At 67.6% G+C, this 25,153-nt stretch carries 26 protein-coding genes; 14 read left to right on the top strand and 12 right to left on the bottom strand.

Annotation, left to right across the window (positions count from 1 at the left end; translation table 11 throughout):
- Positions 1–24 precede the first annotated feature (24 nt).
- Genes OH799_RS21255 through ccsB form a run of 3 tightly spaced genes read left to right on the top strand, consistent with a single transcriptional unit; the run spans position 25 to position 3,505 of the window.
- Positions 25–864: a cytochrome c biogenesis CcdA family protein gene (locus OH799_RS21255; protein WP_406282330.1), complete on the top strand. Its 840-nt coding sequence runs from the start codon at positions 25–27 to the stop codon at positions 862–864.
- Positions 861–2,543 (top strand): cytochrome c biogenesis protein ResB, encoded by a 1,683-nt coding sequence (locus OH799_RS21250; protein ID WP_406266829.1) that lies wholly within the window; start codon positions 861–863, stop codon positions 2,541–2,543. The genes OH799_RS21255 and OH799_RS21250 overlap by 4 nt, the downstream gene beginning before the upstream one ends.
- A gap of 2 nt (positions 2,544–2,545) precedes the next feature.
- Entirely contained in the window at positions 2,546–3,505 is a 960-nt protein-coding gene (ccsB, locus tag OH799_RS21245; protein WP_406266826.1) for a c-type cytochrome biogenesis protein CcsB, read from the top strand.
- 490 nt (positions 3,506–3,995) lie between these two features.
- Here ccsB and OH799_RS21240 read toward each other — a convergent pair whose 3' ends face one another.
- Positions 3,996–4,562, bottom strand: coding sequence for a hypothetical protein (locus OH799_RS21240; protein ID WP_406266823.1), 567 nt, complete (start codon positions 4,560–4,562; stop codon positions 3,996–3,998).
- A 405-nt stretch (positions 4,563–4,967) separates the two neighbouring features.
- Here OH799_RS21240 and OH799_RS21235 point away from each other — a divergent pair, with 405 nt between their 5' ends.
- A complete protein-coding gene (locus OH799_RS21235) occupies positions 4,968–5,576 on the top strand; it encodes a hypothetical protein (RefSeq protein ID WP_357260167.1) in 609 nt (202 codons plus the stop codon).
- Between the two features lie 324 nt (positions 5,577–5,900).
- Here OH799_RS21235 and OH799_RS21230 read toward each other — a convergent pair whose 3' ends face one another.
- Together OH799_RS21230 and OH799_RS21225 are read right to left on the bottom strand one after the other, a co-directional pair.
- Entirely contained in the window at positions 5,901–6,107 is a 207-nt protein-coding gene (locus tag OH799_RS21230; RefSeq protein WP_406266820.1) for a hypothetical protein, read from the bottom strand.
- 118 nt (positions 6,108–6,225) lie between these two features.
- A complete protein-coding gene (locus OH799_RS21225; protein WP_327110406.1) occupies positions 6,226–6,435 on the bottom strand; it encodes a BldC family transcriptional regulator in 210 nt (69 codons plus the stop codon).
- A 184-nt stretch (positions 6,436–6,619) separates the two neighbouring features.
- Between OH799_RS21225 and OH799_RS21220 the strand changes: the two genes are divergently transcribed.
- The 5 genes from OH799_RS21220 (at position 6,620) to OH799_RS21200 (ending at position 9,510) form a co-directional block, all read left to right on the top strand.
- Positions 6,620–6,973, top strand: a complete 354-nt coding sequence (locus OH799_RS21220; protein ID WP_357260172.1) for a DUF4229 domain-containing protein — start codon at positions 6,620–6,622, stop codon at positions 6,971–6,973.
- Positions 6,970–8,055, top strand: a complete 1,086-nt coding sequence (locus OH799_RS21215; RefSeq protein ID WP_406266817.1) for a PLP-dependent cysteine synthase family protein — start codon at positions 6,970–6,972, stop codon at positions 8,053–8,055. Before OH799_RS21220 ends, OH799_RS21215 begins: the two co-directional genes overlap by 4 nt.
- 184 nt (positions 8,056–8,239) lie before the next feature.
- Entirely contained in the window at positions 8,240–8,461 is a 222-nt protein-coding gene (locus OH799_RS21210; protein ID WP_406266814.1) for a helix-turn-helix domain-containing protein, read from the top strand.
- Positions 8,461–9,045, top strand: coding sequence for a Clp protease N-terminal domain-containing protein (locus tag OH799_RS21205; protein WP_406266810.1), 585 nt, complete (start codon positions 8,461–8,463; stop codon positions 9,043–9,045). Before OH799_RS21210 ends, OH799_RS21205 begins: the two co-directional genes overlap by 1 nt.
- A 75-nt stretch (positions 9,046–9,120) precedes the next feature.
- A complete protein-coding gene (locus OH799_RS21200) occupies positions 9,121–9,510 on the top strand; it encodes a phage holin family protein (RefSeq protein ID WP_406266807.1) in 390 nt (129 codons plus the stop codon).
- Positions 9,511–9,581: 71 nt separating this feature from the next.
- Here the strand turns inward: OH799_RS21200 and OH799_RS21195 are convergent, their stop codons facing one another.
- Together OH799_RS21195 and OH799_RS21190 are read right to left on the bottom strand one after the other, a co-directional pair.
- Entirely contained in the window at positions 9,582–10,451 is an 870-nt protein-coding gene (locus OH799_RS21195; protein ID WP_406266805.1) for a 1,4-dihydroxy-2-naphthoate polyprenyltransferase, read from the bottom strand.
- Positions 10,452–10,477: 26 nt separating this feature from the next.
- Positions 10,478–10,942, bottom strand: coding sequence for an SRPBCC family protein (locus tag OH799_RS21190; protein ID WP_406266801.1), 465 nt, complete (start codon positions 10,940–10,942; stop codon positions 10,478–10,480).
- A 131-nt stretch (positions 10,943–11,073) separates the two neighbouring features.
- Between OH799_RS21190 and OH799_RS21185 the strand changes: the two genes are divergently transcribed.
- The gene (locus tag OH799_RS21185) at positions 11,074–14,412 is read left to right on the top strand and encodes an AfsR/SARP family transcriptional regulator (RefSeq protein ID WP_406266799.1); all 3,339 of its coding nucleotides are present in this window, start codon (positions 11,074–11,076) and stop codon (positions 14,410–14,412) included.
- 147 nt (positions 14,413–14,559) lie between these two features.
- On the opposite strand, the gene OH799_RS21180 is transcribed toward OH799_RS21185, so the two are convergent.
- The 5 genes from OH799_RS21180 to OH799_RS21160 all read right to left on the bottom strand — a co-directional run bounded on the left by OH799_RS21180 (position 14,560) and on the right by OH799_RS21160 (position 19,433).
- Positions 14,560–15,399, bottom strand: coding sequence for an ABC transporter permease (locus OH799_RS21180; protein ID WP_406266796.1), 840 nt, complete (start codon positions 15,397–15,399; stop codon positions 14,560–14,562).
- Entirely contained in the window at positions 15,396–16,391 is a 996-nt protein-coding gene (locus OH799_RS21175) for an ATP-binding cassette domain-containing protein (RefSeq protein WP_406266793.1), read from the bottom strand. The genes OH799_RS21180 and OH799_RS21175 overlap by 4 nt, the downstream gene beginning before the upstream one ends.
- A 257-nt stretch (positions 16,392–16,648) precedes the next feature.
- On the bottom strand, positions 16,649–17,782 hold the full coding sequence (menE, locus tag OH799_RS21170) for an o-succinylbenzoate--CoA ligase (RefSeq protein WP_406282327.1): 1,134 nt from the start codon (positions 17,780–17,782) through the stop codon (positions 16,649–16,651).
- A 363-nt stretch (positions 17,783–18,145) separates the two neighbouring features.
- Positions 18,146–18,538, bottom strand: coding sequence for a VOC family protein (locus OH799_RS21165; protein ID WP_357260197.1), 393 nt, complete (start codon positions 18,536–18,538; stop codon positions 18,146–18,148).
- Position 18,539: 1 nt separating this feature from the next.
- Positions 18,540–19,433 carry a 1,4-dihydroxy-2-naphthoyl-CoA synthase gene (locus tag OH799_RS21160; RefSeq protein WP_406266790.1) on the bottom strand — a complete coding sequence of 298 codons (894 nt, stop codon included), beginning with the start codon at positions 19,431–19,433 and terminating at the stop codon, positions 18,540–18,542.
- 288 nt (positions 19,434–19,721) lie between these two features.
- On the opposite strand from OH799_RS21160, the gene OH799_RS21155 reads away from it, so the two are divergent.
- From OH799_RS21155 to menD, 3 genes are all read left to right on the top strand, one after another.
- Positions 19,722–20,378: a PaaI family thioesterase gene (locus tag OH799_RS21155; RefSeq protein WP_406266787.1), complete on the top strand. Its 657-nt coding sequence runs from the start codon at positions 19,722–19,724 to the stop codon at positions 20,376–20,378.
- Between the two features lie 74 nt (positions 20,379–20,452).
- Positions 20,453–20,896, top strand: a complete 444-nt coding sequence (locus OH799_RS21150) for a DUF6918 family protein (protein ID WP_406266783.1) — start codon at positions 20,453–20,455, stop codon at positions 20,894–20,896.
- A gap of 214 nt (positions 20,897–21,110) precedes the next feature.
- Positions 21,111–22,754, top strand: coding sequence for a 2-succinyl-5-enolpyruvyl-6-hydroxy-3-cyclohexene-1-carboxylic-acid synthase (gene menD / locus OH799_RS21145; RefSeq protein WP_406266780.1), 1,644 nt, complete (start codon positions 21,111–21,113; stop codon positions 22,752–22,754).
- 6 nt (positions 22,755–22,760) lie between these two features.
- Here menD and OH799_RS21140 read toward each other — a convergent pair whose 3' ends face one another.
- Complete coding sequence (locus OH799_RS21140) at positions 22,761–22,988, bottom strand: hypothetical protein (protein ID WP_406266777.1); 228 nt, start codon at positions 22,986–22,988, stop codon at positions 22,761–22,763.
- Between the two features lie 337 nt (positions 22,989–23,325).
- On the bottom strand, positions 23,326–24,000 hold the full coding sequence (locus OH799_RS21135) for a TetR/AcrR family transcriptional regulator (RefSeq protein WP_406266775.1): 675 nt from the start codon (positions 23,998–24,000) through the stop codon (positions 23,326–23,328).
- Between the two features lie 113 nt (positions 24,001–24,113).
- On the opposite strand from OH799_RS21135, the gene OH799_RS21130 reads away from it, so the two are divergent.
- Positions 24,114–25,148, top strand: coding sequence for an aldo/keto reductase (locus OH799_RS21130; RefSeq protein ID WP_406282324.1), 1,035 nt, complete (start codon positions 24,114–24,116; stop codon positions 25,146–25,148).
- The last annotated feature ends 5 nt before the right edge of the window (positions 25,149–25,153 follow it).

The raw sequence follows: 25,153 nt of genomic DNA, 5'->3' as shown, positions 1-25,153 counted from the left end.
GCCGCGGACCGGGGAGGCCACGTGATGGTGCTTGCCGGCGCCGGGGAGTCGTTCCAGCAGACGGCGGCCTCCGGGCCACTGCTGCTGGCGCTCGGCGCGTGCCTGTTGGCGGGTCTTGTGTCGTTCGCCTCGCCGTGCGTCGTGCCGCTCGTGCCGGGGTATCTCTCATATCTGGCCGGACTGGTCGGCGCCGAGGCCCCGCCCGCGACCGCCGCCCAGGCCGCGAAGGGCCGGACGGGTTCGGTTGCCGTCACGGATTCGGCGGAACGGAGCTCCGGACGGATGCGGGTCGCCGGTGCGGCCGGACTGTTCGTCGCCGGGTTCACCGTGGTCTTCGTGCTCGCCACGGCCACCGTGTTCGGCGTCATCCAGACGCTCAACGTGAATCGTGAAATGCTGCAACGGATCGGCGGCGTGGTCACGATCCTGATGGGCCTGGTGTTCATCGGCCTCGTGCCCGCGTTGCAGCGCGACACCAGGATGGAGCCGCGCAGGCTCACCAGCATCATGGGCGCGCCGCTGCTCGGCGGGGTGTTCGCGCTCGGGTGGACACCCTGTCTCGGCCCGACGCTGTCGGGTGTGATGGCGGTGGCGGCGGGCACCGACGGGACGACAGCTGCGCGCGGAGTCGCGCTGATCGTCGCCTACTGCCTCGGCCTCGGCCTGCCGTTCGTTGTCCTCGCGTTCGGGTCGGCGAGCGCGCTGCGCGGCGTCGGCTGGCTGCGCCGCAATTCGCGCACCATCCAGGTCATCGGGGGCATCCTTTTGGTCGTGGTCGGCGCCGCGCTGGTGACCGGGGCATGGGACCAGTTCGTCGCCTGGGTGCGCGATGCGTTCGTTTCCGAGGTGAGCTTGCCGATATGACCGTGACCGACCAGCAGGCAACCGAAACTCCCGCGCCGCCGCGCCAATCCGAGCTCGGCCGCGCCTGGGCGTTCGTGCGCAATACCTGGCGCGGGCTCACCAGCATGCGTACCGCCCTGGTGTTGCTGTTCCTGCTCGCACTGGCCGCGATTCCCGGCGCGCTGCTGCCGCAGCGCAATCTCAACGAGCAGAAGGTCACCCAGTACATTGCCGATCGGCCGACGCTCGGTCCGTGGATGGACCGGTTCGAGCTGTTCGACGTGTTTTCCAGCTTCTGGTTCACGGCTGTCTACGCGCTGCTGTTCATTTCGCTGGTCGGCTGCATCCTGCCGCGCACCGTCGACCACTACCGCGCGCTGCGCACGCCGCCGGTGCGGGCGCCGCGCAACCTGACCAGGCTCCCGCACCACTACTCCGGTAGCGTCGCACACACGCCGGAGGAGGTGGTCGCGCGCGCCCGCGCTCAGTTGCGTGGCTGGCGTACCGAGGTCCGGCCGGGTACGCGCGACGGCGAGGTGACGCTGTCGGCGGAGAAGGGCTACACCCGCGAACTCGGGAATCTTGTGTTCCATCTCGCCTTGGTCGGGCTGCTGATCGCCATCGCGGTGGGCAAGCTGTTCGGTTACGAGGGCAGCGTTATCGTGCTGGCGAACAAGGGCCCCGGCTTCTGCACCACCTCGCCCGCGGTGTTCGACTCGTTCAAGGCGGGCAACGTCAACGACGGCACCGGCATGACTCCGGTCTGCGTGCGGGTCGAGGACTTCAAGGCCGACTACCTGACGAACGGCCAAGCCGAGATGTTCACCGCGGGCATTGCCTACCAGGCAGGCGACGACCTCCGGACGAACACCTGGCGCGACACCCAGGTGCAGGTGAACCACCCGCTCCGAGTCGCAGGTGATCGGCTCTACCTGCAGGGCCACGGCTACGCGCCGACCTTCACAGTTACCTTTCCCAATGGACAGACCCGCACAGAGTCCATCCAATGGCGACCCGACGACGCGTCCACGTTCCTGTCCAGTGGCGTACTGCGGATCGACCCGCCCGGCGGCATGTACGCCACCGACGAGGAACGCCGCAAGAACCAGATCGCGATCGAGGGCCTGTTCGCGCCGACCGCCATGTTCCACGGCACGCTGATGAGCTCCGCGTTTCCAGCGATGAATGACCCGGCCGTGGCAGTCGACATCTACCGCGGGGATACCGGGTTGGACACGGGCAAGCCGCAGTCGCTGTTCGCGCTGGACCCCGAACAGGTCAAACAGGGTCGGCTGACCAAGGAGGCCAGGGTGAACCTGCGTCCCGGGGAGTCGACCACGCTTCCCAATGGCACCAAGGTCGCCTTCGACGGTGCGCAGGAGTTCGTGAACCTGCAGGTGTCGCACGATCCCGCGCAGCAGTGGGTGCTGGTGAGTGCACTGTTGATGATGGCGGGACTGTTGGTCTCCCTGCTGGTCAAGCGCAGGCGGATCTGGGTGCGGGTCTACCCGGCCGAAGACACACCCGGTACCGTTGATCAACGACGCACTGTAGTAGAGATGGGCGGGCTCGCCAGAACCGACCAGGCCGGCTGGGGAAGCGAGTTCGACCGGATGCGCGGGCGCCTGCTCGACGAGCAACAAGGCGCTCGTGGCGACCGAACCACCTCGGCGCGTGGCGCCGAAACCACGGGAGAGTAACCATGCCGATCGACGAGACCATCGCCAGGTACAGCGATTTCGCCTTCAAGACGGCGATCGTGGTGTACGCGCTGGTCATGGTGTTGCTGATCTGGCAATACGCTACGGCGCGCAGCCGTCAGGTCGCCGAGCGTGAGCTGGTGTCGGTGGGGGCGACCCTTTCGGGACCGGGCCGGGTCGCCGAGCCCGCGCAACGACCGCTGTCGGAGCGGCTGGGCAACATGGCGTTCTCCGTGCTGATGGTAGGCATTGTGCTGCACGTCGGCGCGATCATATTGCGCGGCTTCGCGACCCACCGTTTCCCGCTGGGCAACATGTACGAGTTCGTCACCATGGCGACGGCCGCCGCTGTGCTGGTCGGGGTGTTGTTCCTGCGCGAGCAGCGCTACCGCTCGATGTGGGTCTTCCTGCTCGTGCCGGTGTTGATCCTGATGTTCCTCGCGGGCACCGTGCTCTACGCCGACGCCGCGCCCGTAGTTCCCGCGCTGAAGTCCTTCTGGCTGCCGGTGCACGTCACCATCGTCAGCGTCGGCAGCGGGGTGTTCCTGTTCGCGGGTGTGACGAGCATGCTGTTCCTCTACCGCCTGCGTCAGCCCGACGGTCAGGAATCGACCAACATCGTCGGCGCCATCGCCCGCCGCCTGCCTGATGCCCGCACCCTCGACCGCCTGGCCTACAAAGCCACCATTATCGGCTTCCCGCTCTTCGGCGCGGGCGTCATTCTCGGCGCGATCTGGGCCGAGGCTGCCTGGGGTCGCTTCTGGGGCTGGGACCCGAAGGAAACCTGTTCCTTCATCGCCTGGGTCCTCTACGCCGCCTATCTGCACGCCCGAGCCACGTCCGGCTGGCGTGACACCAAGGCGGCATGGATCAACATCGCGGCGTTCGTCGCGATGTTGTTCAACCTGTTCATCATCAACATGGTGATCAGTGGGTTGCATTCGTATGCCGGGCTGAACTGATAGGGCTTTACCTGACCTGACCCCTGCGGTCCGATCACCTGGACCGATCGACGGGGTCCCGTCATACCAGCGCTTTCGTGCGTTTGGCGGGTCACTCGCTCGCTCTGCTCGGGTCGTCGGTACGCAGTAGTGCTGAGTCGGGCCTCGAGTAGGCACACGCGCCACATACTGTGTGAACTTCACACCGTCTGGGCAGCTCGACATCCACTGTCGATAAACGGATATGGCCGTTCTCATCCACGACGCGCTCACCGTGGATAGTCCACTGGGTTCGGCTCACAGATCGACGGTAGCAACTTAGACATTGCCGGGCGGGGCGCTACGCGATCCCACCGGCTGGGCACTTGGCGAGCGCACGTCCACGAGTTCTTCGCACGTACTCGGAGCTTTGCAGATGTGGAGTGTACGAGGAGGTGAGGCGTGTGCGAAGACGTGACGTCGAGACCGAGGGGCTCGGTACTCATGCGTTGAGCCGAGCGGTCCGCGCCCCTCAGAGGCGCGCTACGCAGACCACGAAATGGCGTTGTCGGTAGACGATTCCGCTGTCGGCCGAGCCGCAGGCATTGACGTCGACGGTGTTCTGTTTGATGTCCACCACCTGCACCCCGTTCGGGGTGCCGCGGGCGGCGCAGTCCAGGCGCTTCGGATCGCCGGGGACCAGTTCCATGCAGCCGCCGACCACCCAGTCGATGTCCAGGCACAGCGCGGCCTGTGCGGCGCCCTGCAGGGTGTCGTTGTAGGTGCGGTCGGCATCAGTGGGGCACGGGCTGTTCGCGGGCGCCTTCTCGGTGATTTTGTAGGTGGCGCTGGAGCTGCCGCAGGCCGCCTTCTCGATGCCGCCGGAGCCGCCGAGGTGCACGCACTCGCCGACGCTCACCTGGAGAGTGGTGGCGCTCTTGTTCGAAGCGCCGCGCATCGCCGAGGTGGTGGGCGGCGGAGGCTCGGCTTCGGTGGTCGTCACCGGTTCGTCGGAGGTCGTCGGCGGCGGCGGCGGCGAAGTAGTTGCCGCGCTGTCGTTCTGGGCGGTCTTCGCCGGTTCCTCGGTAGGTCCGGACATCGACACGGCGGCAAAGGCCACGAGAGCCGCCGCTAGTGCGGTCGCAACTATGAAGCTCGTCAGAGTGATACCGGCACGAATACGTTGGCGCGACACGTCACGTCCTCCACAGCTGTAAACCCTTCGAACTCGCTCCCGATGAGCTCCGAAGTTGTGAATCTTGCGGATTGAAGATCACGCCATGCATACACTATGCGGCGCATCCGCGTCGAGCCGTTGCTCCCAACGGCATTCGTTGTGGCCGAGTATTCCCCTTCTCGTCCCCTGGGTCGGTCACAATCGAATAACGGACCTCCGTGCGGTCATATGCCGATCGCCATATCTGGCAACAAGCTACGGGCGTTGTACAGTCACACGCCATCCGGCCTCCGGCGCCGGAGGTTCTCTGTGAGAAGGAATTCCATAATGAAGTTCGGCACCATTGCCGCCATCACGCTCAGTGCGGTTGCCGCCGTGGGCATTGCGGCGGGAACCGCGAATGCGCAGCCCGTGGAGGCGAATCGGGAGGTCACGACATCCGGCGTCGAGCAGGGCGTCGACTACAAGACCACCGTCTCCGACAAGACCGGAGCGATCACCACCGCGGTCGAGCACGGCAAGTTCGCTCTCGTCGACAACGGCGCCAAGATCGCGCTGACGTCCGACACCGGCGCGGTCGTCGCCGAAGTGCCGTTGACCTTCCAGGTCTCCGGAAGCCGACTGGCGGTCGCGCAGGAGATCAGCGATAACGGCACGCGCCTCGCGCTCACGCCGGTGGCGGACGCGAAGGAGATCGGCGAGATGCAGCCGATCAGCTCGATGAACCGCCTCATCGCCGAACTGAACCAGAACGTCGTCGGCGTGGTCGGTGGGGCTCTGCTCGGCGGTCTGCTCGGGGCCTTGATCGGCCTCGGCTTCTTCAGCATCATCACCGGACCGATCGGCCTGGTCGTCGGTGCGATCGCTGGAGGTGCCATCCAGGGCGGGCAGCCGTTCACGGACGCTTTGATGGCGGTCGTCAACGGCGAACCGTGATCGGAACTAGCGAGTGATGGGGGCAGGCGCACCGCAGCGCGCCTGCCCCCTATTCGATATAGTGACAAATATCACATCGCTGCTCCATGGAAACGTCGTGTGTTTGTGGCGATGTGCGACCTGATGCGCACCGTCGAGCAGCGCTAGCGGGCCGGTATGGGCACGCCCGCGGCAAAGCAAGTTGCCGATCTGAATTTCGATGATCGCGCTCGGCACCTATGCCGAACCCGACGCGCGAATGGGTACCGGCGAGATGTCACTCGGCGCATGCTTTCGATCGCACCGCTTTGAGCGCACCCGGCCGTCGAGGTGCGAAGGCCCTCGTCAGCGATCTGCCGAGCCGGACTCGCCGTCGCGGTGCTGGCGGGACAGGCGCCAGAGGAACTCTGGATCGTCGTCGGGGCCGATGATGCGCTTGCGTCGCGGTGAACGCGCTTGTGGGGCGGTCGGTCCGGCCTTCTCGGGGCCGAACGCCTTCCAGCACAACACCGCGACTGCCGCCATTGCGATGAGTGCCAACAGGTACGTCACGTCGCTCACCTCCTGGTTACGAGGGTAGTCGCGTACGTGACTCCCGCCCACCGCAGGCGCGAAATCGGTCCTGCGGGTTGGCGCGGGCCCCAGAACGACGGGCCCGCGCGCCCTGCGATCAGTGTGCCGTCGCCTCGGTGGTGAGCGACTGCAGCAGCTGGAGTACTTCTGATTCGCGGAACCGGCGATGCCCGCCCGGTGTGCGCAACGACCCCAGTCGCCCGGCATGAGCCCAGCGCGTCACGGTCTTGGGGTCGACATGGAACAGGGCAGCAACCTGCCCCGGCGTCAGCAGGGTGTCCTGGCCGCCGACGGTGATCGCAGTCATAGCAAACCTCTCCGTTCTCGACAGTTCCCTCATCAGATGGCGCCATCGTCGCACCGAAACCCCTAGGTACTCGAACCACCTACTGTTGGTAAAGGGGAGGTAATAGACAAATCGGATGTGCGCCCCACCCCCGGCAACAGGCGCGCGCCGAGGCTGGGCAACAGCTTCGCATAGGCTGACCGATGTGCGTGACGAAATTCCACCGGAAGGTGTTCGCGGACAGCAAACTGCTGGCGCAGGTCGTCGGCTGGCCCGCAATCTGGCGCTCTACAGCCTCGCCAGGCTGGCTCTGGTCGTGGTGCTCACGGCGGTCATCGTGCTGGCCGCACGGCTGGTCTCGGTGGACATTCCGCTGGTGGTCGCCGCCCTGTTCGCGCTGATCATCGCGATGCCGCTGTCGTTGACCCTGTTCAAACGGCTCCGCACCAAGGTCAACGAGGACATCGCCCTGGTAGACGAGCGCCGTCGCCGTGACAAGGCCCAGCTGCGCGCGCGGCTTCGCGGAGAGAATCCGGAGGACACGGGGACGTCCTCGTGAAGTCCTGTGATCGCAGTACGCCGCGTGACTGGGTCGACAACGCGGTCCGGCTGATCGATGCCGACACCCAGCGCAGCGCCGACACCCATCTGTTGCGCTATCCGCTGCCGGCCGAGTGGAATGTCCAGCTGTATCTGAAGGACGAGTCCACGCACATCAGCGGCAGCCTCAAGCACCGGCTGGCGCGCTCGCTGTTCCTGTACGCGATCTGCAACGGTTGGGTCACCGAGGGCACCACGGTGGTGGAGGCGTCCTCCGGCTCGACCGCGGTCAGCGAGGCTTACTTCGCGAAGCTGCTCGGCCTGGACTTCGTCGCGGTGATGCCCGCAAGCACGTCCCCGCAGAAGATCACGCTGATCGAAGCGCAAGGCGGCCGTTGCCATTTCGTGCGGCGTCCGCCGGACATGTACACCGAGGCGGCGCGGCTGGCCGCCGAGTGCGGCGGCCACTATATGGACCAGTTCACCCATGCGGAGCGTGCCACCGACTGGCGCGGCAACAACAACATCGCCGAGTCGATCTTCCAACAGATGGCGTTGGAGACCCATCCGGTGCCGGAGTGGATCGTGGTCGGCGCGGGCACCGGCGGAACCAGTGCCACGATCGGCCGCTACATCCGCTATTGCAGGTACGCAACGAAATTGGCTGTTGTCGATCCGGAGAACTCCGCGTTCTTCGGCGGCTACGAGACCGGCGATCCGGCCTATCAGACCGGCATGCCCTCGCGCATCGAGGGGATCGGCCGTCCCCGGGTGGAACCGTCGTTCGTCGGGCCGGTGGTGGACCGCATGTTCGAGGTGCCCGACGCGGCCTCCATCGCGGCCGCCCGGCACGCCAGCGTGCGGCTCGGTCGGCGGGTCGGCGGGTCGACCGGCACCAACCTGTGGGGTGTGTTCGCCCTCGTCGCCGAAATGATCGCCGAGAACTGCCGCGGCAGCGTGGTCACGCTGCTGTGTGACGGCGGAGATCGCTACGCGGGAACGTATTTCGACGACGACTGGGTCGCGTCGCAGGGGATCGGTCTCGCCGAGCCCACCGCGATCCTGGACAAGTTCATGGCGACCGGAATCTGGGACGCCTGACCTGAACCGTCCGAGAGCGGTCGCGTCTGCGCGGAACCTGGCGAATCTGCCGCCGCGTGGGCGCGGCCAGATCTGTTTCGCAGACCTGCCCATCCGTTCTCCGTTAGCTGAATCGGGCGCGCCCGCGCCCACAGTTGTCAATTCAGATTGACATTGCGCTGTTTCGTCAATAAAAATTGACGACATGAATGAAGCAACCACCCTGGCGGCCGCCGCAGGCAGTCCCGACCCCAAGGTCGGGCTGCGCGCGGTGCTCGCACTGCGTCGGCTGCTCGAACGTCTCGAGGCGATCCAGGTGACCAATGCCCGCGAACAGGGCTGGTCATGGCAGGCGATCGCGGAGGCACTCGAGGTCAGCAAGCAGGCGGTCCACCAGAAGTACAACCGGAGAGGCAGGAGCCGCTGATGTTCGAACGGTTCAGCAGGTCGGCGCGAACGGCCATCGTCAACGCCCAGGAGGACGCTCGAGAGTTGCGCGCGCCCAACATCGAGGTGGAGCATGTGCTGCTCGGGCTACTCTCGCACGGCGACCCGGAGCTGAAGGCGCTGCTCGCCGAGGCCGGGCTTACCCACGAGAGCGTGTTGAGCAGGCTGGCCGACAATGGCAAGGGGGAACCGCTCGGCGCGGAAGACGCCGAGGCCCTGCGCTCCATCGGCATAGATCTCGACGCGGTGCGCGAATCGCTGGAGGCCAACTTCGGTGAGGACGCACTCGATCGCGCGGTGCCCGAACCACGGCGCGGTCCGTTCGGCTGGGGTCGCGGCAATGGGAACGTCGGGCACATCCCGTTCACCAAGGACGCGAAAAAGGTTCTGGAGCTCGCCCTGCGCGAGGCGCTCGGCCGCAAGGACAAGACCATAGAATCCGGGCACGTCCTGCTGGGAATCCTGCGGGCGCCCAATCAGACCACCGTGCGCCTGTTCGGCGGCTCCGGCCAGATCCACGACTTGCGTCCCAAGGTGCACGCCCTGCTCGACCGTCCCGCCTGAGAGCCGGGGACGTGTGCTGTCACGATATTCATTTTGTGGCAGCACATGTCCGCCCCGCAGGCCTAGCATTGGCCCATGCAGCTTCTGATTCGGTTGATCATCAACGGGGTGGCCATCTGGCTGGCCGCGGCCTGGGTCGACAAGATCGACATCATCAGCCCCTCCGACCAGGGCACCGGCGCCAAGATCGTTGTCGTGCTCGTCGTTGCCGCGGTCTTCACGGTGGTGAACGCGTTGGTCAAGCCGATCGTCAAACTGCTGTCGCTGCCACTGGTGATCGTGACGGTCGGCCTGTTCCTGCTCGTGATCAACGCGCTCATGCTGTGGCTGACCGCGGAGATCACCGAGGCATTCAGCGACTACGGCCTGCGGGTGGAGGGCTTCTGGGCCGCCGTGCTCGGCGGCATCATCGTCTCGATCGTCAATTGGGTGCTCGGCATCCTGGTCCCGGACGGCGACGACTAGGAGCTGTGTTCGTTTCCAGCGCCGATGTGGTTGCGGTGAGTAGGTACCGGGTCCTTCGGCAGCGCGTTCGGCTAGCCGACCCCGACCGCGAGTGCGGTGACCGCCGACCAGACCAGTAGGGCCAGGCCGGAATCCCGCAAAGCGGAAATCAGTTCGAGTCCGCCCTTGCCGCGACGCACCGGCGCGTTGGCGCGCACGGCCAGCGGCACTGCGACCAGGCCGACCAGTGCCCACGGCGTGCGGGCGACGAGGGCCAGCGTCGCGATGAACGGCACCGCGAGCAGCGCGAGATGCAATGTGCGAGTCCGCGGATCGCCGAGCTTCACCGCGAGCGTGACCTTTCCGGACTCGGTGTCGGTCGGGATGTCGCGCAGGTTGTTCGCGACGAGCACAGCGCTGGAGAAAGCGCCCACCGCGACCGCGAGCAGTCCGCCCACCCAATCGATCTCCTTCGCCTGCACGAACTGGGTGCCGAGCACGCCGATCAGGCCGAAGAAGACGAACACCGCGAGTTCGCCGAATCCGCTGTAGCCGTACGGGTTGCTGCCCCCGGTGTAGTACCAGGCTCCGGCCAGACAGGCGGCACCGATGAGCAGCAGCCACCACGCGCTCGTGACGACGAGGACAAGGCCGAACACCGCGCCGAGGGCGAGGCTGACGATCGCGGCATTGCGCACCGCGGCGGGCGACGCGAGCTTCTGCCCGACCAGCCGCAGCGGGCCGACCCGGACGTCGTCGGTGCCGCGGATGCCGTCGGCGTAGTCGTTGGCGTAGTTCACGCCGATGATCAGCGCCAGCGAAACGAGCAGCGCCAGAATCGCTTTCCACCACACCGCACCGCCGACCGACGCGGCCGCGCCGGTCCCGGCGAGCACAGGGGCGATCGCGTTCGGCAGGGTACGCGGTCGCGCGCCTTCGATCCATTGCGCTGCAGTAGCCATATCCGCAGCCTAATGCGCGGGGGTGTTCAGCCCGTCTGGGCAGTCGCAGCCTGCTGCAGACGGGCGAGTCCTTTCTCGAAGTCCTTGCCGACCAGTTTCTCCATCGGTATCAGCTTCCCGACCACGCCCATCAAGCCGGACTGCCGCCCTGTCGCCCGCCAGGTCACCTCGGTGCCGGTCTCGACCGGATCCAGGGTGAAGGTCACCTGGTGGGTAGATTTCATCGGCTTCAGGAATTCCAGGCGGACGCCGATTTCTCGTTCAGCGCTGGCGATGATCTCCATGCTGCCCGCGCCTGCCTTGCGGTTACCGCTCCAGGCGTAGCGCGCGCCGACACCGGAGTCGGCACCGGAATAGCTGCGCTGCATCTGCGGGTCGAGATCTTCCCAGGGCGACCACTTGCCCCACTCGTGGAAATCGTCGATCAGCGTATGCACTCGCGCTGGTTCGGCCGTGATCACGGCCGAACGGACCACTTCGAACTCAGCCATGCGGTCAGCCTAAGCGACCGACCGGTCGGAACAGGGGCAAAGAAATCATGCCGGCCCGATCAGTCCAGCTCGCATACGATGACCGCGGGATGTTTCCGGATCAGAGCGGCCCGAACGGCCACAGTCACCCCGTGACGGCGCCCGCAGGCGAATCGGTCGTGGTGGCCCTGCTGGGCGAAATCGCGCTGCGCCGTGACGGCGCGCTGACACCTGTGCCGGGCACGCGCTCGCGACTGCTGCTCGCGGCGCTCGCCTTGCGGACGGGCCGCAGCCGCAGCGCACAGGCACTGATCGACGACGTGTGGGGCGAGCAGCCGCCGAGGGCGCCGATGAATGCGCTACATACCCAGGTTTCCCGGCTCCGCTCCGCCCTGCCCGACGGAGCGCTGGAGATCGGGCCCGCGGGTTACCGGTTGAGCATGGGCACCGATCAGGTCGATCTGAGCCTGGTCGGCGCGCTGGTGCGGCGGGCGCGTACCTGCCGGACAGCGGGCGACCCGACCGGGTGCCTGGACGCGGTGTGGCAGGCACGAGGTTTGTGGCGCGGGGAACCCGGCGCCGACCTGCCTGCCGGTGACCTCGCCGACGAGCTGCGCACCGCCGCCGCACACGGGCTCGCCGAACTGGATGCGCTCGAGCTGGTCGCGCGCGAGTCCGTCGGCGACATCGACGGCGCACTGCGCCTGGCCCGCCGCCGCAACGCCACCGACCCGTTGGACGAACCCGCACAGCAGACCCTGATGTGCCTGCTCGCCGCGGCGGGCCGCGCCAACGAGGCGCTGGAATCCTTCGCGGCCTTTCGGTCCCGGTTGGCCGAGCACCTCGGTACGGACCCCGGTCCTGCGCTCGTAGCGTTGAACACCGCGATATTGCGCGGTGAGCCGGTGTGCGGCGCCGACCTCGCGCCGCGGTATCCCTCCGGCGGTGCGCCGAGCTCGGCCGCTGCAGGCGCGCTGTCCTCGGGCGAGAACATCGTCGCGGCGGCGCAATTCCAGCAACCCGCCGCGATCGGGCTGCGTGCCGCGCCCAACATGCTGCTCGGCCGCATGGACGATATGACCGCGCTCGAAGAACTGTTGTGCGATTCCCGCGTGATCACCATCCTCGGCCCGGGCGGCTCGGGAAAGACCAGGGTCGGTAACGAGATCGGTGCGCGCGTGGCGGCCTCCCGCCCGGTGGTACTGGTCGAACTGGCCTCGGTGCGTGCGGAGGGCGACGACGCCAGAGTCGAGATCGAGGCGGCGATCGCCGCGGTGCTCGGCCTGAGCGACGTCACCTTCGACTCCGCCACATTGCGTGCCAGGCAGGCGCTCGATGCCCGTCAGCGGCTGCGTGACGCGATATCGGCCCGCTCGATGCTGCTCATCCTGGACAACTGCGAACACCTGATAGACGCCGTCGCCGTGGTCGTCGCCGATCTGATCGGCATCGCGGACCGGCTGACCGTGCTCACCACCAGCCGCGCGCCGCTGATGATCACCGCCGAGACCGTGTATCCACTGCCGCCCTTGACGATCGACCCGGCCGGCTCGCCCGCGACCGAGCTCTTCGCGGCGCGCGCCAGGGCGGTGCGCCCCGGCGTCCGGCTGGACCCGGACGTCGTCGCCCAGCTCTGCCATACCCTCGACGGGCTGCCGCTGGCCATCGAGCTGGCCGCCGCACGGGTGCGCGTGATGAGCGTCGAGGAGATCAACGAGCGGCTGGCCGATCGCTTCGCTCTGCTGCGCCACGGCGACCGCAGCTCGCCCGAACGACATCGCACATTGCACGCCGTGATCGACTGGAGCTGGAACCTGCTCGACACCGCGCAGCAGGTGACGCTGCGCCGATTATGCCGATTCCCGGCCGGTTTCACGCTCTCGGCCGCCGAGGCCGTGGCGGGCGCAGCGGCGGTGGACGACGTCGCCGCCGCCGTCGACGGGTTGGTCAATCAGTCGCTGCTCGCCGTGCTGGACGACGAGGTGCTCGGCACCCGTTATCGGATGCTGGAAACCGTGCGGGAATACGGCGAGGAGCAGCTGGCCCGCACCGCGGGGGAGGCCGAATCGGTCGACATCGCGATAATGCGGTGGGCCACGAACTATGCCGACGACGTTGCGCGTCGATATCTGACCGGCGACCAGATCGAGCTGGCGCTTTCGGTCGCGATGGAGTTGGACAACCTGCTCGCGGCATTGCGCTGTGCGATCGAACGGTGGGACGCCGTGACGGCGTACACGGTCTTCCCGGTCGTCGCGACGATATGGGTGATTCGCGGCTCGCACACCGAGGTGGTCAACTGGGCCGCGCGGGTCATCGACCTGGAGCCGGCCGTATTCGGTCCCGACGCGCCGCGGTCGGATCTGGTGCTGACCACGTACCAGATGATGTTCCTGCATCTCGCCTACACCGGTGGTGGTGCTCGCGCGCTCGCCCAGCTGCGCCTGCGCGTGCGCCGATTGCTGCGCGACCGCACCGATCTCACCGAGAACAACCGGTTCATCGGCCGAGTGGTGCTCGTTCGGCCCGACGGCGGCGGTCTCGGCAGGCTGATCGCTCACGCACTTCGATCGAGCGATCAGGAGACAAGGGCCACCGCATTGCTGCTGCGCGCCAACATCAGGGAGAACCTCGGCGACGTTCGCGGCTCGACCGTCGACGCCATCCGGGCGCTGGAGATCTTCGGGCACAACAACGTCTGGAGCGTGGCCATGGTGTGCAGGCACCTCGGCCAGGTCTGCGGTCAGATCGCTCAGTACGCCGAATCGGTGACGTACTACCGTCGTTCGCTGGACATGCTGCAGCGGCTCGGCGCCTACGAGGACACGGTGGAGACCCGCAGCATGTTGGTGGCCTCGCTGGTCGGTATCGGCGAGCTGGAGCAGGCCGCGCACGAACTCGATCTCGCGCTCGGCACGTCGGATGTGGACAGTTCGACCGGCGGGCAGAATCGCCTGCTGGCAACGGTCGTGCAGAGTTCGGCCGAGGTGGCGTTCGCGGAGGGCGATATCGATGGTGGGCTGTATCGCTACCAGCGTGCGCTCGAGCTGTACGGCTGGCCCGACAGCGTGCTCGAGCCCGGACCGGGGGCTTTGATGCTCGCCGCGGCGGCGCTCGACGCGAAGGTGCTCTACGGCGCCGCCGACTCTGCCGCGACCCTGGTCGCGGAGCTGGTCGAGGTCACCCTGCCGAGTATGACGCAGTATCAGGACCTGCCGCAGATCGGCGCCGTCGCCTGTGCGGTCGGCTCGTATCTCATCGCCGTCGATCGATATGTTCCGCGCGGTCTCGAGCTGCTCGCGCTGGCGCCGAATGTGTTCTGCCGGCAGGACTTTCCCTCGATGCGCTGGGCTGGGCACGCAGATGCGGCCGGCGCGGCGCTCGGTGCAGGCCGGGTCGCCGAGGCGCGTGAGCGGGTCGGCCATCTGCGCCGCAAGGACTCCGCCGACCGCATAATGCGGATACTGCACGAGCTGAACGAGGCCCGCTGACGCGCTATCGCGGCACACTCGGTGGATATCCGGTGACATTCGGCCGCGACGCCCGTCGGGGCGACACAGCCGCCGCGCACCATGGACCGACGACGGCACGCCGGGTGAGACTGGTTCGTGTCACCCGGCGTGCGCATCGTATGTGCCTTACGCCCGGCGCATGTACGCCTTGACGGTCAGCGGGGCGAAGATCGCGATGACTACCACGGCGCCGATCAGCGACCAGGCCAGGTCGGTGCCGTAAGCGTTGCCATTCATCAGCGCGCGGCACGCGTTCACCATGTAGTACACCGGGTTCGCGTGATTGATCGCCTGCATCCAGCCCGGCATCGTGCCCACCAGCGCGAAGGCCCCGGACATGAAGGTCAGCGGGAACATGATCATCATCGAGATGCCCTGCACACCCGCCGCGCTCTTACCGGTGACACCGACCAACGCCCAGATCCAGCTGATCGCGAACGAGCAGGCCACGATGACCAGGCCCGCCGCGATCACGCCCCCCACGCCACCGTCCGGACGGTAGCCGATGCACAGTCCGACGAGGATGGTCAGCACCGTCGCGATGACGTAGCGCGCCATATCCGCGATCAGCGCTCCCGCCAGTGCCGAAATGCGAGCGATCGGGAGCGATTTGAACCGGTCGAAGACGCCCTTGTCCATGTCCTCGCGCAACTGTGTGCCGGTGACGACCGAGGTGAGTACCACCGTCTGCACCAGAATGCCGGGGATCAGGATCGGCAGATAGTCCTTCACACTGCCACCGATCGCGCCGCCGAAGATGTAGGCGAACAACGCGGTGAACAGGATCGGCTGTACGGTGACGTCGAACAGCTGCTCCGGGTTGTGCTTGATCTTCAGCAAGCCGCGGTAAGCCATGGTGAACGAGTTCGCCACCGCCTGCCCGAGCGGAATATGGTTGCTCACGTCGGGAATCGGTGCGGGCACCGCATGACGCGCGGTGGTTTCGGTCGCGGTGAGGGTGGTCATGCCGCGCTCCTTTCGGAGTCGTCGTCGCTGTTGTCTTCGGCCGGGTGGCCGGTGATGGTGAGGAAGACCTCGTCCAGGCTCGGTTTGCTCACGGTGATCTCGTCGACCCCGATCTCCCACTCGCGCAGGCGGATCAGCAGATCGGCGGTGACGCCCGCGTCGGGCATCGGCGCGGTGAGCCTGCCCGCCTCCGGGGAGATCTGAGCCTCGGTGCCGAGGAAGTCGGCGACGATGCGGCGCGCCTCGTCGAGCTGGCCGCGGTCGACCAAGGTCAGGTGCAGCGAGGAACCGCCCACCGAGGCCTTGAGCTCGTCGGCGGTGCCGTCGGCGATCACCTTGCCGCGGTCGATCACCGCGATCCGGTCGGCCAGCTGGTCGGCCTCCTCCAGATACTGCGTGGTGAGCAACACCGTGGCACCCTCGCGGACCAGGCGGCGGATGGTCTCCCACATCTGGGCGCGGGTGCGCGGATCCAGCCCGGTGGTCGGCTCGTCCAGGAACAGCAGCGGTGGGGTCGCGATCAAGCTGGCCGCCAGGTCGAGCCTGCGCCGCATGCCGCCGGAGAAATTCTTCAGCGGCTTGCTCGCAGCCTCGGCGAGGTCGAATTCGTCCAGCAGCTCGACCGCCTTACGCCGAGCGTCGAGCCGGCTCAGGCCGAGCAGGCGGGCGAAGACGACCAGATTCTCGGTGGCGCTGAGGTCCTCGTCGACAGAGGCGTACTGGCCGGTGACGCCGATCAGGGATCGGACGGCGGTCGGCTCCCTGACCACATCGTGGCCGAAGATGCGGCCGCCGCCGCCGTCCGGCCGCAACAGGGTCGCGAGCATGCGGATCGTCGTGGTCTTGCCTGCGCCGTTCGGTCCGAGCACGCCGTACACCGAGCCCTGTGGTACTGCCAGGCTCACTCCGTCGACGGCGCGCTGTTCCCCGAACACCTTGACCAGGCCGTCCGCCTCGACGGCGAGCGCTGCATTCGGTGCGAAATATGTCATGCCCACGACTGTGGCGGCCTGGACTTGCATCGCTCTTGCACGGCGCTGTCTTTGGCCGCGCGGGCGCGGCGGGTTCGCGGCCCCTTAATGGCGAACGGAGAATGCTCGGTCTCGCTGCGCTCGGAATCGGGAGTCGGGCCGGTGTGGTTGCGGTAGGTGGTGAGGGTGGCGTTGATTGGCCGAGCCTGCGGCACTGGGAAGGTCTATTGCTCGGTCTCGGTTCGGCTTGGAGGCGGGGGAGTGGGGTCGACTCGGGCCTAAGGCGTCGAGTCGGCGAGTAGGTATTCGCGTAGCTTGACGCGGTCGGGTTTGCCCGGCCCGCGCAGCGGGATCTCGTCGAGCAATGCCAGTTCGCGTGGCGCCGCGGTGGAATCCAGTTCCGCCATCACGTGGTCGCGCAGCTCGGCGAGGCTCGGCGTTGCGCCCGCGGCCGGCACTACAGCGGCGGCGACCCGTTGCCCCAGCCGTTCGTCCGGCAGTCCGAGGACCACGACCTCGCTGATCGCCGGGTGGGTGATCAGCACCGCCTCGACCACCTGCGGGAGCACCAGCAAGCCGCCGGTCGCGATCGCCTCGTCGAGCCGTCCGGTGATCCGTAGCACGCCGTCGTCGAACGTGCCCGCGTCTTCGGTGCGGAACCAGCCGGGTTCGGCGAAGGAGGGATGATCGGGCTGGTTGCGGTAGCCCGAGGCGATCATCGCACCGCCGAGTACCACCCGGCCGTCCTCGACCCGCACCTTCGTGCCGTTCAACGGGACGCCGTCGTACACGCAGCCCCCGCAGGTCTCGCTCATGCCGTAAGTGCGAACCAGGGTTATACCGGCATCTCTCGCGCGCTCGTAGACCGGAAGCGGGGTGGCCGCGCCGCCGACGAGCACGCCGTCGAGCTGGGCAAGCGCCGCGGCTGCCGCCGGCGCGTCCAGGATTTTGATCAACTGCGTCGGGACCAGCGCCGTGTATCGGCGTTCACCGCGCATGCCGCAGATCGCGCCCGCCAGCGCCTCGGGCAGGAATCCGCCGGACACGTCGAGCACCGTGGGTTCGGTTCCTGCCAGAATACTGCGCAGCAGCACCTGGATGCCCGCGATGTGGTGGGTCGGCAGGGCGAGCAGCCAGCTACCGGGACCGCCGAGGCGATCGTGCGTCGCGGTGCCGCTGGCACGCAGCGCGGACGCGCTGAGCATCGCGCCTTTCGGCACGCCCGTGGTACCGGAGGTGGTTACCACGAGGGCCACCTCGTCGTCGATCGGCTCGGCCGGCGACAGCGCGTCGCTCAGGCGGCGTGCCTCCCGACGGTCGGTGTTGGGTATCGGCAACCACGCGGACCCGCTGCCCTCCAGCGCCTCCCGCAGATGCGGCATGATGTCGCGAACGCCGGATCCGGTGGGCATCGGCAAGGTCCGCAGTATCCTGCTCACGACTTCGCCTCGGGGGCGCTCGGCCCCGTCATGCCCGGCGGCGCTGTGGTTATGGCTCGCTCGCTGCGCTCCCTCACGGTAGGGATCGTGTCATGCCCGCGTCGCCGCACGCGGAATGGGTGGGTTTGCCGGGGTGGCGCGCGACAATCGCGGCCATCCGGACGGATCGGGACTCTGGTTCGCCAGGCATCGAGACTGCGATTCACTCGTCGGACGGAACGCGGACACAGCCCACTCGGACGTCGGCGGTCGGGTGGCCATCGAGCGTTATCGTCCTCGCAGGCTGCCGCGTTGGCAACTCGGCGGTGCGCGCCGGATTACCAAGTGAAATTGTCTTCACTCCGCTGACCAGCGGGAATCCCGTCGAATTGGATGCGAGGGCGGGACCTCTACGAAGACGATCGGCACCCCATCCGGATCGCGCACCCACATCTCGATCAGACCCCACGGCTCCTGCACCGGTGGCCGTTCGATCGCGATCCCCTTCAGCGCGAGTTGCGCGGCGGCGTCGGACACATCGCGGACCTGGAGCCAGATGGCGCCCTGGAACGACGAGGAGTCCCCCGATCCGCCGTGGGCGGCTACCTCGATCAGCGATTGGCCCGCGAACAAGACCGTGCCGCCGGGGTATTCCCGCGCGATGGCCAGTTCCAGCCCGTCGCGGTAGAACGCGAGAGTCGACGCGTAGTCGGCGGGCCGCAAGATGATACGGCTGCTCAGGACGTCCATGTCAGAAGTGCCAGGGGTAGGGCGCCCAGTCCGGTGCGCGCTTCTCCAGGAACGCGTCGCGGCCCTCGACGGCCTCATCGGTCATGTAAGCCATCCTGGTCGCTTCGCCGGCGAACAGCTGCTGGCCGACCAGCCCATCGTCGAGCAGGTTGAACGCGTACTTCAGCATCCGTTGGGCCTGCGGGGATTTGCCGTTGATGTCGGCGGTCCATTCCAGCGCGACGTCTTCCAGTTCGGCATGGTCGACCACCTTGTTGACCGCGCCCATCTGATGCATCTCCTCCGCTGTGTACGGGCGACCCAGGAAGAAGATCTCACGCGCGAACTTCTGGCCGACCATCTTGGCCAGGTACGCGCTGCCGTAGCCGCCGTCGAAGCTGCCCACGTCGGCGTCGGTCTGTTTGAAGCGGGCGTGTTCGCGGCTGGCCAGGGTGAGGTCGCAGACCACGTGCAGGCTGTGCCCTCCGCCCGCGGCCCAGCCGTTCACCAACGCGATGACCACCTTCGGCATGAATCGGATCAGCCGCTGCACCTCCAGGATGTGCAACCGGCCCGCGCGGGCCCGGTCCACTGTGTCCGCGGTGTCGCCGGTCGCGTACTGGTAGCCGCTGCGTCCGCGGATGCGCTGGTCGCCGCCGGAGCAGAAGGCCCAGCCGCCGTCTTTCGGGCTGGGGCCGTTGCCGGTGATCAGCACCGCGCCGACGTCCGCGGTCATCCTGGCGTGGTCGAGGGCCCGGAAGAGTTCGTCGACCGTATGCGGGCGGAACGCATTGCGCACCTCCGGTCGGTCGAACGCGACGCGTACGGTGCCCTGCTCGATGTGTCGGTGGTAGGTGATGTCGGTCAGATTCTCGAACCCGGGAACGGGTCGCCACAGCTTCGGGGTGAACGTCACGCCTGTGATTATTGCGCGGTGCTGTTTTGCAGCGCCTGCGGCGCTGCGTGTTCGCGGCCCCTTGATGGCTCGCGAACGGGAATCCTCGGTCTCGCCGCGCTCGGAAACGGGAGTGGGGCCCATGTGGTTGGCGGTGAGTGGCAATTAGCGGCTCTTTCGGCAGCACTTCGGGCGTCGGGGTGCTCGCGGCTGTGCTCCGCTCCATTGCGGGGCCTGCGGTTCTCCATATTTGCCGCACCTTCGACGGCCTCGATTTGACGGTGTAAAACGACGCGTTACCGTGCAGGTATGAGCGAGCGAGTGAAACCGGTTATCGACCGGAGCGCGGTAGACGAGTCCCGCTACGAGCAGCACGGGGGCTTTCCCAAGGTCGCCCGCGCGCAGGCCGGGCCGAACTTCGGCTCGTTCGTCGATGCGATGCGGACGCTGCAGGATCTCGCGGTGTCGGTGGACGCACCGGACGAGGTGTTAGGCGACGCGCTCGCCCAAGCCCGCGCACTCATCGGTCTGCTGGAGCCCTACCGCGCGCCGGAGTTGCAGGGCCCGGCGGGCCGCGTCGTCGAATTGCCCGGGCGCGGCAGCCTGCTGCTGCTGCCGTGGCAGGTCGTCGAGGCAGGACCGGAGGGCATCCGGATGACAGGGGAATTCCGCCGCTTCCATCTGGGCGGCAACGGGGCTGCGCACGGCGGCGTGCTCCCGTTGCTGTTCGACGATCTGCTCGGCATGATCGTGCACTACGCGGGACGGCCGATCAGCCGCACCGCGTATCTGCACGTGAACTACCGGAAGATCACGCCGCTGGAAACGCCGCTCACTGTTCGCGGGCGCGTCGACCGCATCGAGGGTCGAAAAACTTTCATCACCGCCGAATTGCTCGATGAGCAGGGCGATCTGCTCGCGGACTGCGAAGGACTGATGGTGCAGTTGCTGCCCTGGCAGCCGTAGCCGGGAGAATGCCGGCGCAGGTGCGTATAGTTTCCCTCGCTCGTTCATCTACACCGATCCGGAGGAACCTGAAAGTGGTTGCAGCACTGTCTGAATCCCTGCTCGACGACGCCAAGCGCCCGGCCTTTCTCGCCGATGCCGTCGAGGTTCTTGATGCCGAGGTCTCGGACAAGGGTGGTGCGTCCGGCCTGGCTGTGAAGGGTGGCTACGCGGCGGTCAAGAAGATCAGCCCGTCGATCGTGCCTGATGCACTGGAGTCGTTGGCGCCCAAACTCGTCGCGCAGCTGGACCCGTTCTGGCAGGAATACACGGCGTCCGGCGCCGGCACGTTCGCCGATCTGCTCGTCGCGAAGTCCGACGAGGTCGCCGAGGCGTTGCTCGCGGTAACCGACGCGCGTGCCGATGCCTCGACCCGTCCCGCGCTGAAGAAGGTCTACTCCTCGATGCGTTCCTCGGCGAAGAAGAACGTCATCGAGGCGCTGCCCCGGGTCGGCGACCTGGTCCAGAAGCACGCCTGAGTTCTGTGTTCGATGTGTAGCGCCTTCGGCGCTGCGTGTTCCGGGCCCTTGATGGCTCGTGTCCGAGCGGCCGCTCGGACACGAGCCGGGCCGCGAACGTGGATTCAGGTACACCCATGTCGGCTATAGATTCACGATGGTGTGGGTGACGACACAGTGTGATTGAAAGCCTCCCGAAGGCGACTGCGGCCAGAGTGTCTGGGAGGCTGAAGGCGTGAATCCGTCAACAGCACAAGCGCAAGTCGTCGTCGACGAACTCGCGCGTGGGGGCGTACAGGATGTCGTCCTGTGCCCCGGCTCCCGGAACGCCCCGCTGGCTTTCGCCCTGCAGGCCGCCGACGCGGCCGGGCGGCTGCGGCTGCACATGCGGATCGATGAACGGACGGCGGGCTTCCTCGCCGTCGGGCTCGCCGTCGCGAGCCGCCTCCCGGTACCGGTGGTGATGACCTCGGGGACCGCGGTGGCCAACCTCGGGCCCGCCGTACTCGAGGCGAATTACGCCAGGGTCCCACTGGTGGTTCTCAGCGCCAATCGGCCCTACGAGATGCTCGGTTCCGGCGCCAACCAGACCGTCGAACAGTTCGGGTTGTTCGGCAGCCAGGTCCGCGCGGCTATCTCGCTCGGTCTCGCCGAGGAGGAGGTGGGCGACGCCGACTGCGGGCCTTACGGACACCAGAACAGCCAGTGGCGTTCGGCGGTCTGCCGAGTGCTCGCGGCGGCCCGAGGCACCCGCTCGGGCAACGCGGGCCCGGTGCACTTCGACATTCCGCTGCGTGAGCCGCTGGTCCCCGATCTCGCGCCGAACGAGTGCGCTCCTGCGGGTCGCGCGGGCGGACGTGCCTGGACCGAGAGCCAGTACGCGACGCTGGAGGTGCCGCTGGAGCTCGACCTCACCCCCGACACCGTCGTGATCTCCGGCCATGGCGCCGGACTGCGGCCGGAACTAGCGGATCTGCCGACCGTTGCCGAGCCCACCGCTCCCCTGCACGGCCCCGCGCTGCACCCGCTCGCGCTGCCGTTGCTGAAGCCGCGGCAGGCGATCATCACCGGTCGCCCCACCCTGCACCGCCAGGTCTCGAAGGTGCTCGCCGATCCTGCCGTCATGGTGTACGCGCTCACGACCGGCCCGCGCTGGCCCGATGTGTCCGGCAACGTGCTCGGCACCGGGACGCGTGCGGTCATCAGCGGCACACCCAGCGCGCGGTGGCTGGAACACTGCCGCGAACTGGACGCGAAGGCCGACTCGGTGGTGCGCTCCGAACTCGCGCGGCACCCGAAGCCGACTGGGCTGCACGTCGCCGCGGTCGTGATGGACGCGCTGCGCGACGGCGACCAATTACTGCTCGGCGCCTCGAATCCGGTGCGTGACGCCGCGCTGGTCTCGCATCCGCGGCGGGGCGTCAAGGTGCTGTCCAATCGCGGCGTCGCGGGTATCGACGGCACGGTGTCCACCGCGGTCGGGGCTGCCATGCACCATGCGGGCCGGACCATCGCGCTGATCGGCGATCTCACCTTCCTGCACGACGCGTCCGGCCTCCTCCTCGGGCCTGGCGAGCCGCGCCCGAGCGAACTGACCATCGTGGTCGCCAATGACGACGGTGGGGGCATCTTCGAGCTGCTCGAGCAGGGCGACCCGCAGTACGCCGGCGTCTTCGAGCGGGTTTTCGGCACCCCGCACGGGATGGATCTTGCCGCGCTGTGCGCCGCGTACCGCATCCCGCACCGTCAAGTCGATCCCGAGCAGCTGGCCGTCGAGTTGGCCGGGGAGGCGCACGGCATGCGGGTGCTGGAGGTGGCGACCGAGCGGTCCAGCCTGCGCGAGCTGCATGCCGCGGTACGAGCGAAGATCCTCTCCTGACCGGGATCAGTAGCCGAGGTCGTCGTCGAGATCGTCATCCAGCGGGACCGGGATCGCCTGTTCGGCCACGTCCGCCGGGTCGGCGCTCCACTCGTCGCGCTCGATGACCGCGCGCTCGACGCTGTCGTCCGGTTCGGGTGTGTCGTCGGGGTACACCGGCTGGTCCGGGTACGCCGGAATGGACTGCTCGGCGAGATCGGCCTCCGGGACCGCGTCCGTGCTGCGATCGATCATCGTGCGCTCCTCTCCGCGTAAGTCTTTCGATCGGGCATACCCGCTGTGGCACGCCGCAATCGAGTGGGACCACCGAACTCGTCAGCTTCGAGAATGCCCGTGGAGCGGCTCGGTCGCAACCATCTGGTTACTCGCTCTCCGGCGGCGCCGTTCCGTTCACTGGGTGCTCCACCAGCGCCAGCGTACGTCCGGCCATGAATCGGGCGGTCCGCACCGGCGTGCCGGTTCCAATTATCCGCTTTTCCAGGGCGTTTCGCCGTTACGACTTGGCCGCGGCAGGGCCCGCCCGTGCGACGGAGACCGCGGTGCCTGGCGATTGGCGCACCCGCATCCCGGCTCAGCTCGAGGCCCTTGTCGCGGCGTGGCGCGAGTCGAAGGTTCGGGACGGCGTGACGGATGTTCTCGTCACAAATGTGCCCGCTGTGACGGCGCGCGTCGTGGCTTCGGCGGCCATGGTCGCCGCAGTGTCGTCGATGGGGTCACCGCTGGCGAGTAGGCGGTAGTAGAGCGGGCCGGACACCGCGGACAGCACCGCACGCGGGTCGGTGCCCTCGGGCGCCTCGCCGCGGACAACGGCCGCCTCGACACAGGCCGACCACTCGGTGAGCCGCACGTCGTAGAAGCGGCGCAAGGCGGTGGCGGCGGACTCATCGCAGGTGGCGGCGGCGATGACCGCCTGGAAGAGCTTGCCCTGGCGTGGGTCGGCCAGCGTCTTCGCGACCAGGCGGGCGTTGGCGGTGAGATCGCCGAGCAGCGAACCGGTATCGGCGTGCGGCACGGACTGCTCGGCCATGTCGACCAGCAGGTCGGTGACCAATCCGGTCGGCGTGCGCCAGCGGCGGTAGACGGTGGTTTTGCCGACTCCGGCCCGCACTGCGACCTCGGCGAGGTCCAAGTGGGCGAAGCCCCGGTCGGCGAGCAGGTCGCCGGCGACGCGCAGCACTGCCTCGCGGACCCGGGCGGTCCGTCCTCCAGGGCGGACTGAACCGGGTGCGGCTTCGCTTTGCTTCATAACGGAACTCCAGTTTCATTTACTGTGAGGTCGGTGTACTGTTCGAGTCGATAACGGAACTATAGGTCCTTTAGGAGGGCTGTCTCATGAACCTTCGGACGGTAGACGCTCAGATGGAGTACCGGCGCCTCGGCGCGTCGGGTCTGCTCGTCCCGGCCCTGAGCTTCGGCGCCGGCACCTTCGGTGGGCGCGGCGAGTTGTTCAGCGCCTGGGGCGACACCGATGCCGAGCAAGCGCGGCGCCTGGTCGATATCAGCCTCGAGGCGGGCGTCACCATGTTCGACACGGCCGACGTCTACTCCGACGGCGATTCCGAAGAGGTGCTCGGCGCCGCCGTCAAGGGCCGACGCGATCAGGTGCTGCTGTCGACCAAGGCCACGCTGCCGACCGGACCGGGCCCGCTGGACGCCGGTTCCGGCCGGGCGAGGCTGATCGGCGCGGTGGAGGCCTCGCTGCGCAGGCTCGGCACCGACTACATCGACCTGTTCCAGCTGCACGCGTTCGACGCGGGCACCCCGGTGGAGGAAGTCGTTGCCGCCCTGGACGATCTGGTGCGCTCGGGCAAGATCCGCTACGTCGGCGCCTCCAACTTCGCGGGCTGGCAGTTGATGAAATCCCTTGCCGCCGCCGACCGGAGCGGGTTGACCAGGTACGTCGCGCACCAGGTCTACTACTCGCTGGTCGGACGCGACTACGAGTGGGAGCTCATGCCGCTCGGGCAGGATCAGGGCGTAGGCGCGGTCGTGTGGAGTCCGCTCGGGTGGGGCAGGCTCACCGGCAAAATCCGCCGCGGGCAACCGCTTCCGGAAGGAAGCCGGTTGCACCAGACGGCCGCGGCCGGTCCGCCCGTGGATGACGAAAAGCTCTACGACGTGGTCGATGTTCTCGACGAGCTCGCCGCCGAAACAGGCAAGACCGTTCCGCAGATCGCCCTCAACTGGCTGTTGCGCCGACCCACCGTCTCGACCGTCATCGTCGGTGCCCGCAACGAGGAACAGCTGCGCCAGAACCTCGGCGCCGTCGGCTGGGAACTCGACGCCGACCAGATCGCCCGCCTCGACAACGCCGGCGCCACCACTCCGCCCTACCCCTACTACCCGTACTACCGTCTCCCCGCCTTCACCCGCCTGAACCCACCCGCGGTGTAGGCCTC

This window comes from Nocardia sp. NBC_00881, from assembly GCF_045207455.1.
In the GTDB taxonomy this organism is placed as follows: domain Bacteria; phylum Actinomycetota; class Actinomycetes; order Mycobacteriales; family Mycobacteriaceae; genus Nocardia.
The sequence above is the reverse complement of the archived record's forward strand: the minus strand, read 5'-3'. Positions and strand labels throughout refer to the sequence as shown.

What these genes read in the sequence shown, in the direction of transcription:
- OH799_RS21195 (WP_406266805.1), bottom strand. Translation starts at nt 10,451, where the DNA reads ATGGCTACTGCAGCGCAATGGATCGAAGGCGCGCGACCGCGTACCCTG.
- menE (WP_406282327.1), bottom strand. Translation starts at nt 17,782, where the DNA reads ATGCCCACCGGATCCGGCGTTCGCGACATCATGCCGCATCTGCGGGAG.
- OH799_RS21235 (WP_357260167.1), top strand. Translation starts at nt 4,968, where the DNA reads ATGAAGTTCGGCACCATTGCCGCCATCACGCTCAGTGCGGTTGCCGCC.
- OH799_RS21210 (WP_406266814.1), top strand. Translation starts at nt 8,240, where the DNA reads ATGAATGAAGCAACCACCCTGGCGGCCGCCGCAGGCAGTCCCGACCCC.
- OH799_RS21175 (WP_406266793.1), bottom strand. Translation starts at nt 16,391, where the DNA reads ATGACATATTTCGCACCGAATGCAGCGCTCGCCGTCGAGGCGGACGGC.
- OH799_RS21240 (WP_406266823.1), bottom strand. Translation starts at nt 4,562, where the DNA reads ATGTCCGGACCTACCGAGGAACCGGCGAAGACCGCCCAGAACGACAGC.
- OH799_RS21205 (WP_406266810.1), top strand. Translation starts at nt 8,461, where the DNA reads ATGTTCGAACGGTTCAGCAGGTCGGCGCGAACGGCCATCGTCAACGCC.
- OH799_RS21250 (WP_406266829.1), top strand. Translation starts at nt 861, where the DNA reads ATGACCGTGACCGACCAGCAGGCAACCGAAACTCCCGCGCCGCCGCGC.
- OH799_RS21140 (WP_406266777.1), bottom strand. Translation starts at nt 22,988, where the DNA reads ATGATCGATCGCAGCACGGACGCGGTCCCGGAGGCCGATCTCGCCGAG.
- OH799_RS21155 (WP_406266787.1), top strand. Translation starts at nt 19,722, where the DNA reads ATGAGCGAGCGAGTGAAACCGGTTATCGACCGGAGCGCGGTAGACGAG.
- OH799_RS21135 (WP_406266775.1), bottom strand. Translation starts at nt 24,000, where the DNA reads ATGAAGCAAAGCGAAGCCGCACCCGGTTCAGTCCGCCCTGGAGGACGG.
- OH799_RS21165 (WP_357260197.1), bottom strand. Translation starts at nt 18,538, where the DNA reads ATGGACGTCCTGAGCAGCCGTATCATCTTGCGGCCCGCCGACTACGCG.
- OH799_RS21255 (WP_406282330.1), top strand. Translation starts at nt 25, where the DNA reads ATGGTGCTTGCCGGCGCCGGGGAGTCGTTCCAGCAGACGGCGGCCTCC.
- ccsB (WP_406266826.1), top strand. Translation starts at nt 2,546, where the DNA reads ATGCCGATCGACGAGACCATCGCCAGGTACAGCGATTTCGCCTTCAAG.
- OH799_RS21190 (WP_406266801.1), bottom strand. Translation starts at nt 10,942, where the DNA reads ATGGCTGAGTTCGAAGTGGTCCGTTCGGCCGTGATCACGGCCGAACCA.
- OH799_RS21200 (WP_406266807.1), top strand. Translation starts at nt 9,121, where the DNA reads ATGCAGCTTCTGATTCGGTTGATCATCAACGGGGTGGCCATCTGGCTG.
- OH799_RS21130 (WP_406282324.1), top strand. Translation starts at nt 24,114, where the DNA reads ATGGAGTACCGGCGCCTCGGCGCGTCGGGTCTGCTCGTCCCGGCCCTG.
- OH799_RS21225 (WP_327110406.1), bottom strand. Translation starts at nt 6,435, where the DNA reads ATGACTGCGATCACCGTCGGCGGCCAGGACACCCTGCTGACGCCGGGG.
- OH799_RS21180 (WP_406266796.1), bottom strand. Translation starts at nt 15,399, where the DNA reads ATGACCACCCTCACCGCGACCGAAACCACCGCGCGTCATGCGGTGCCC.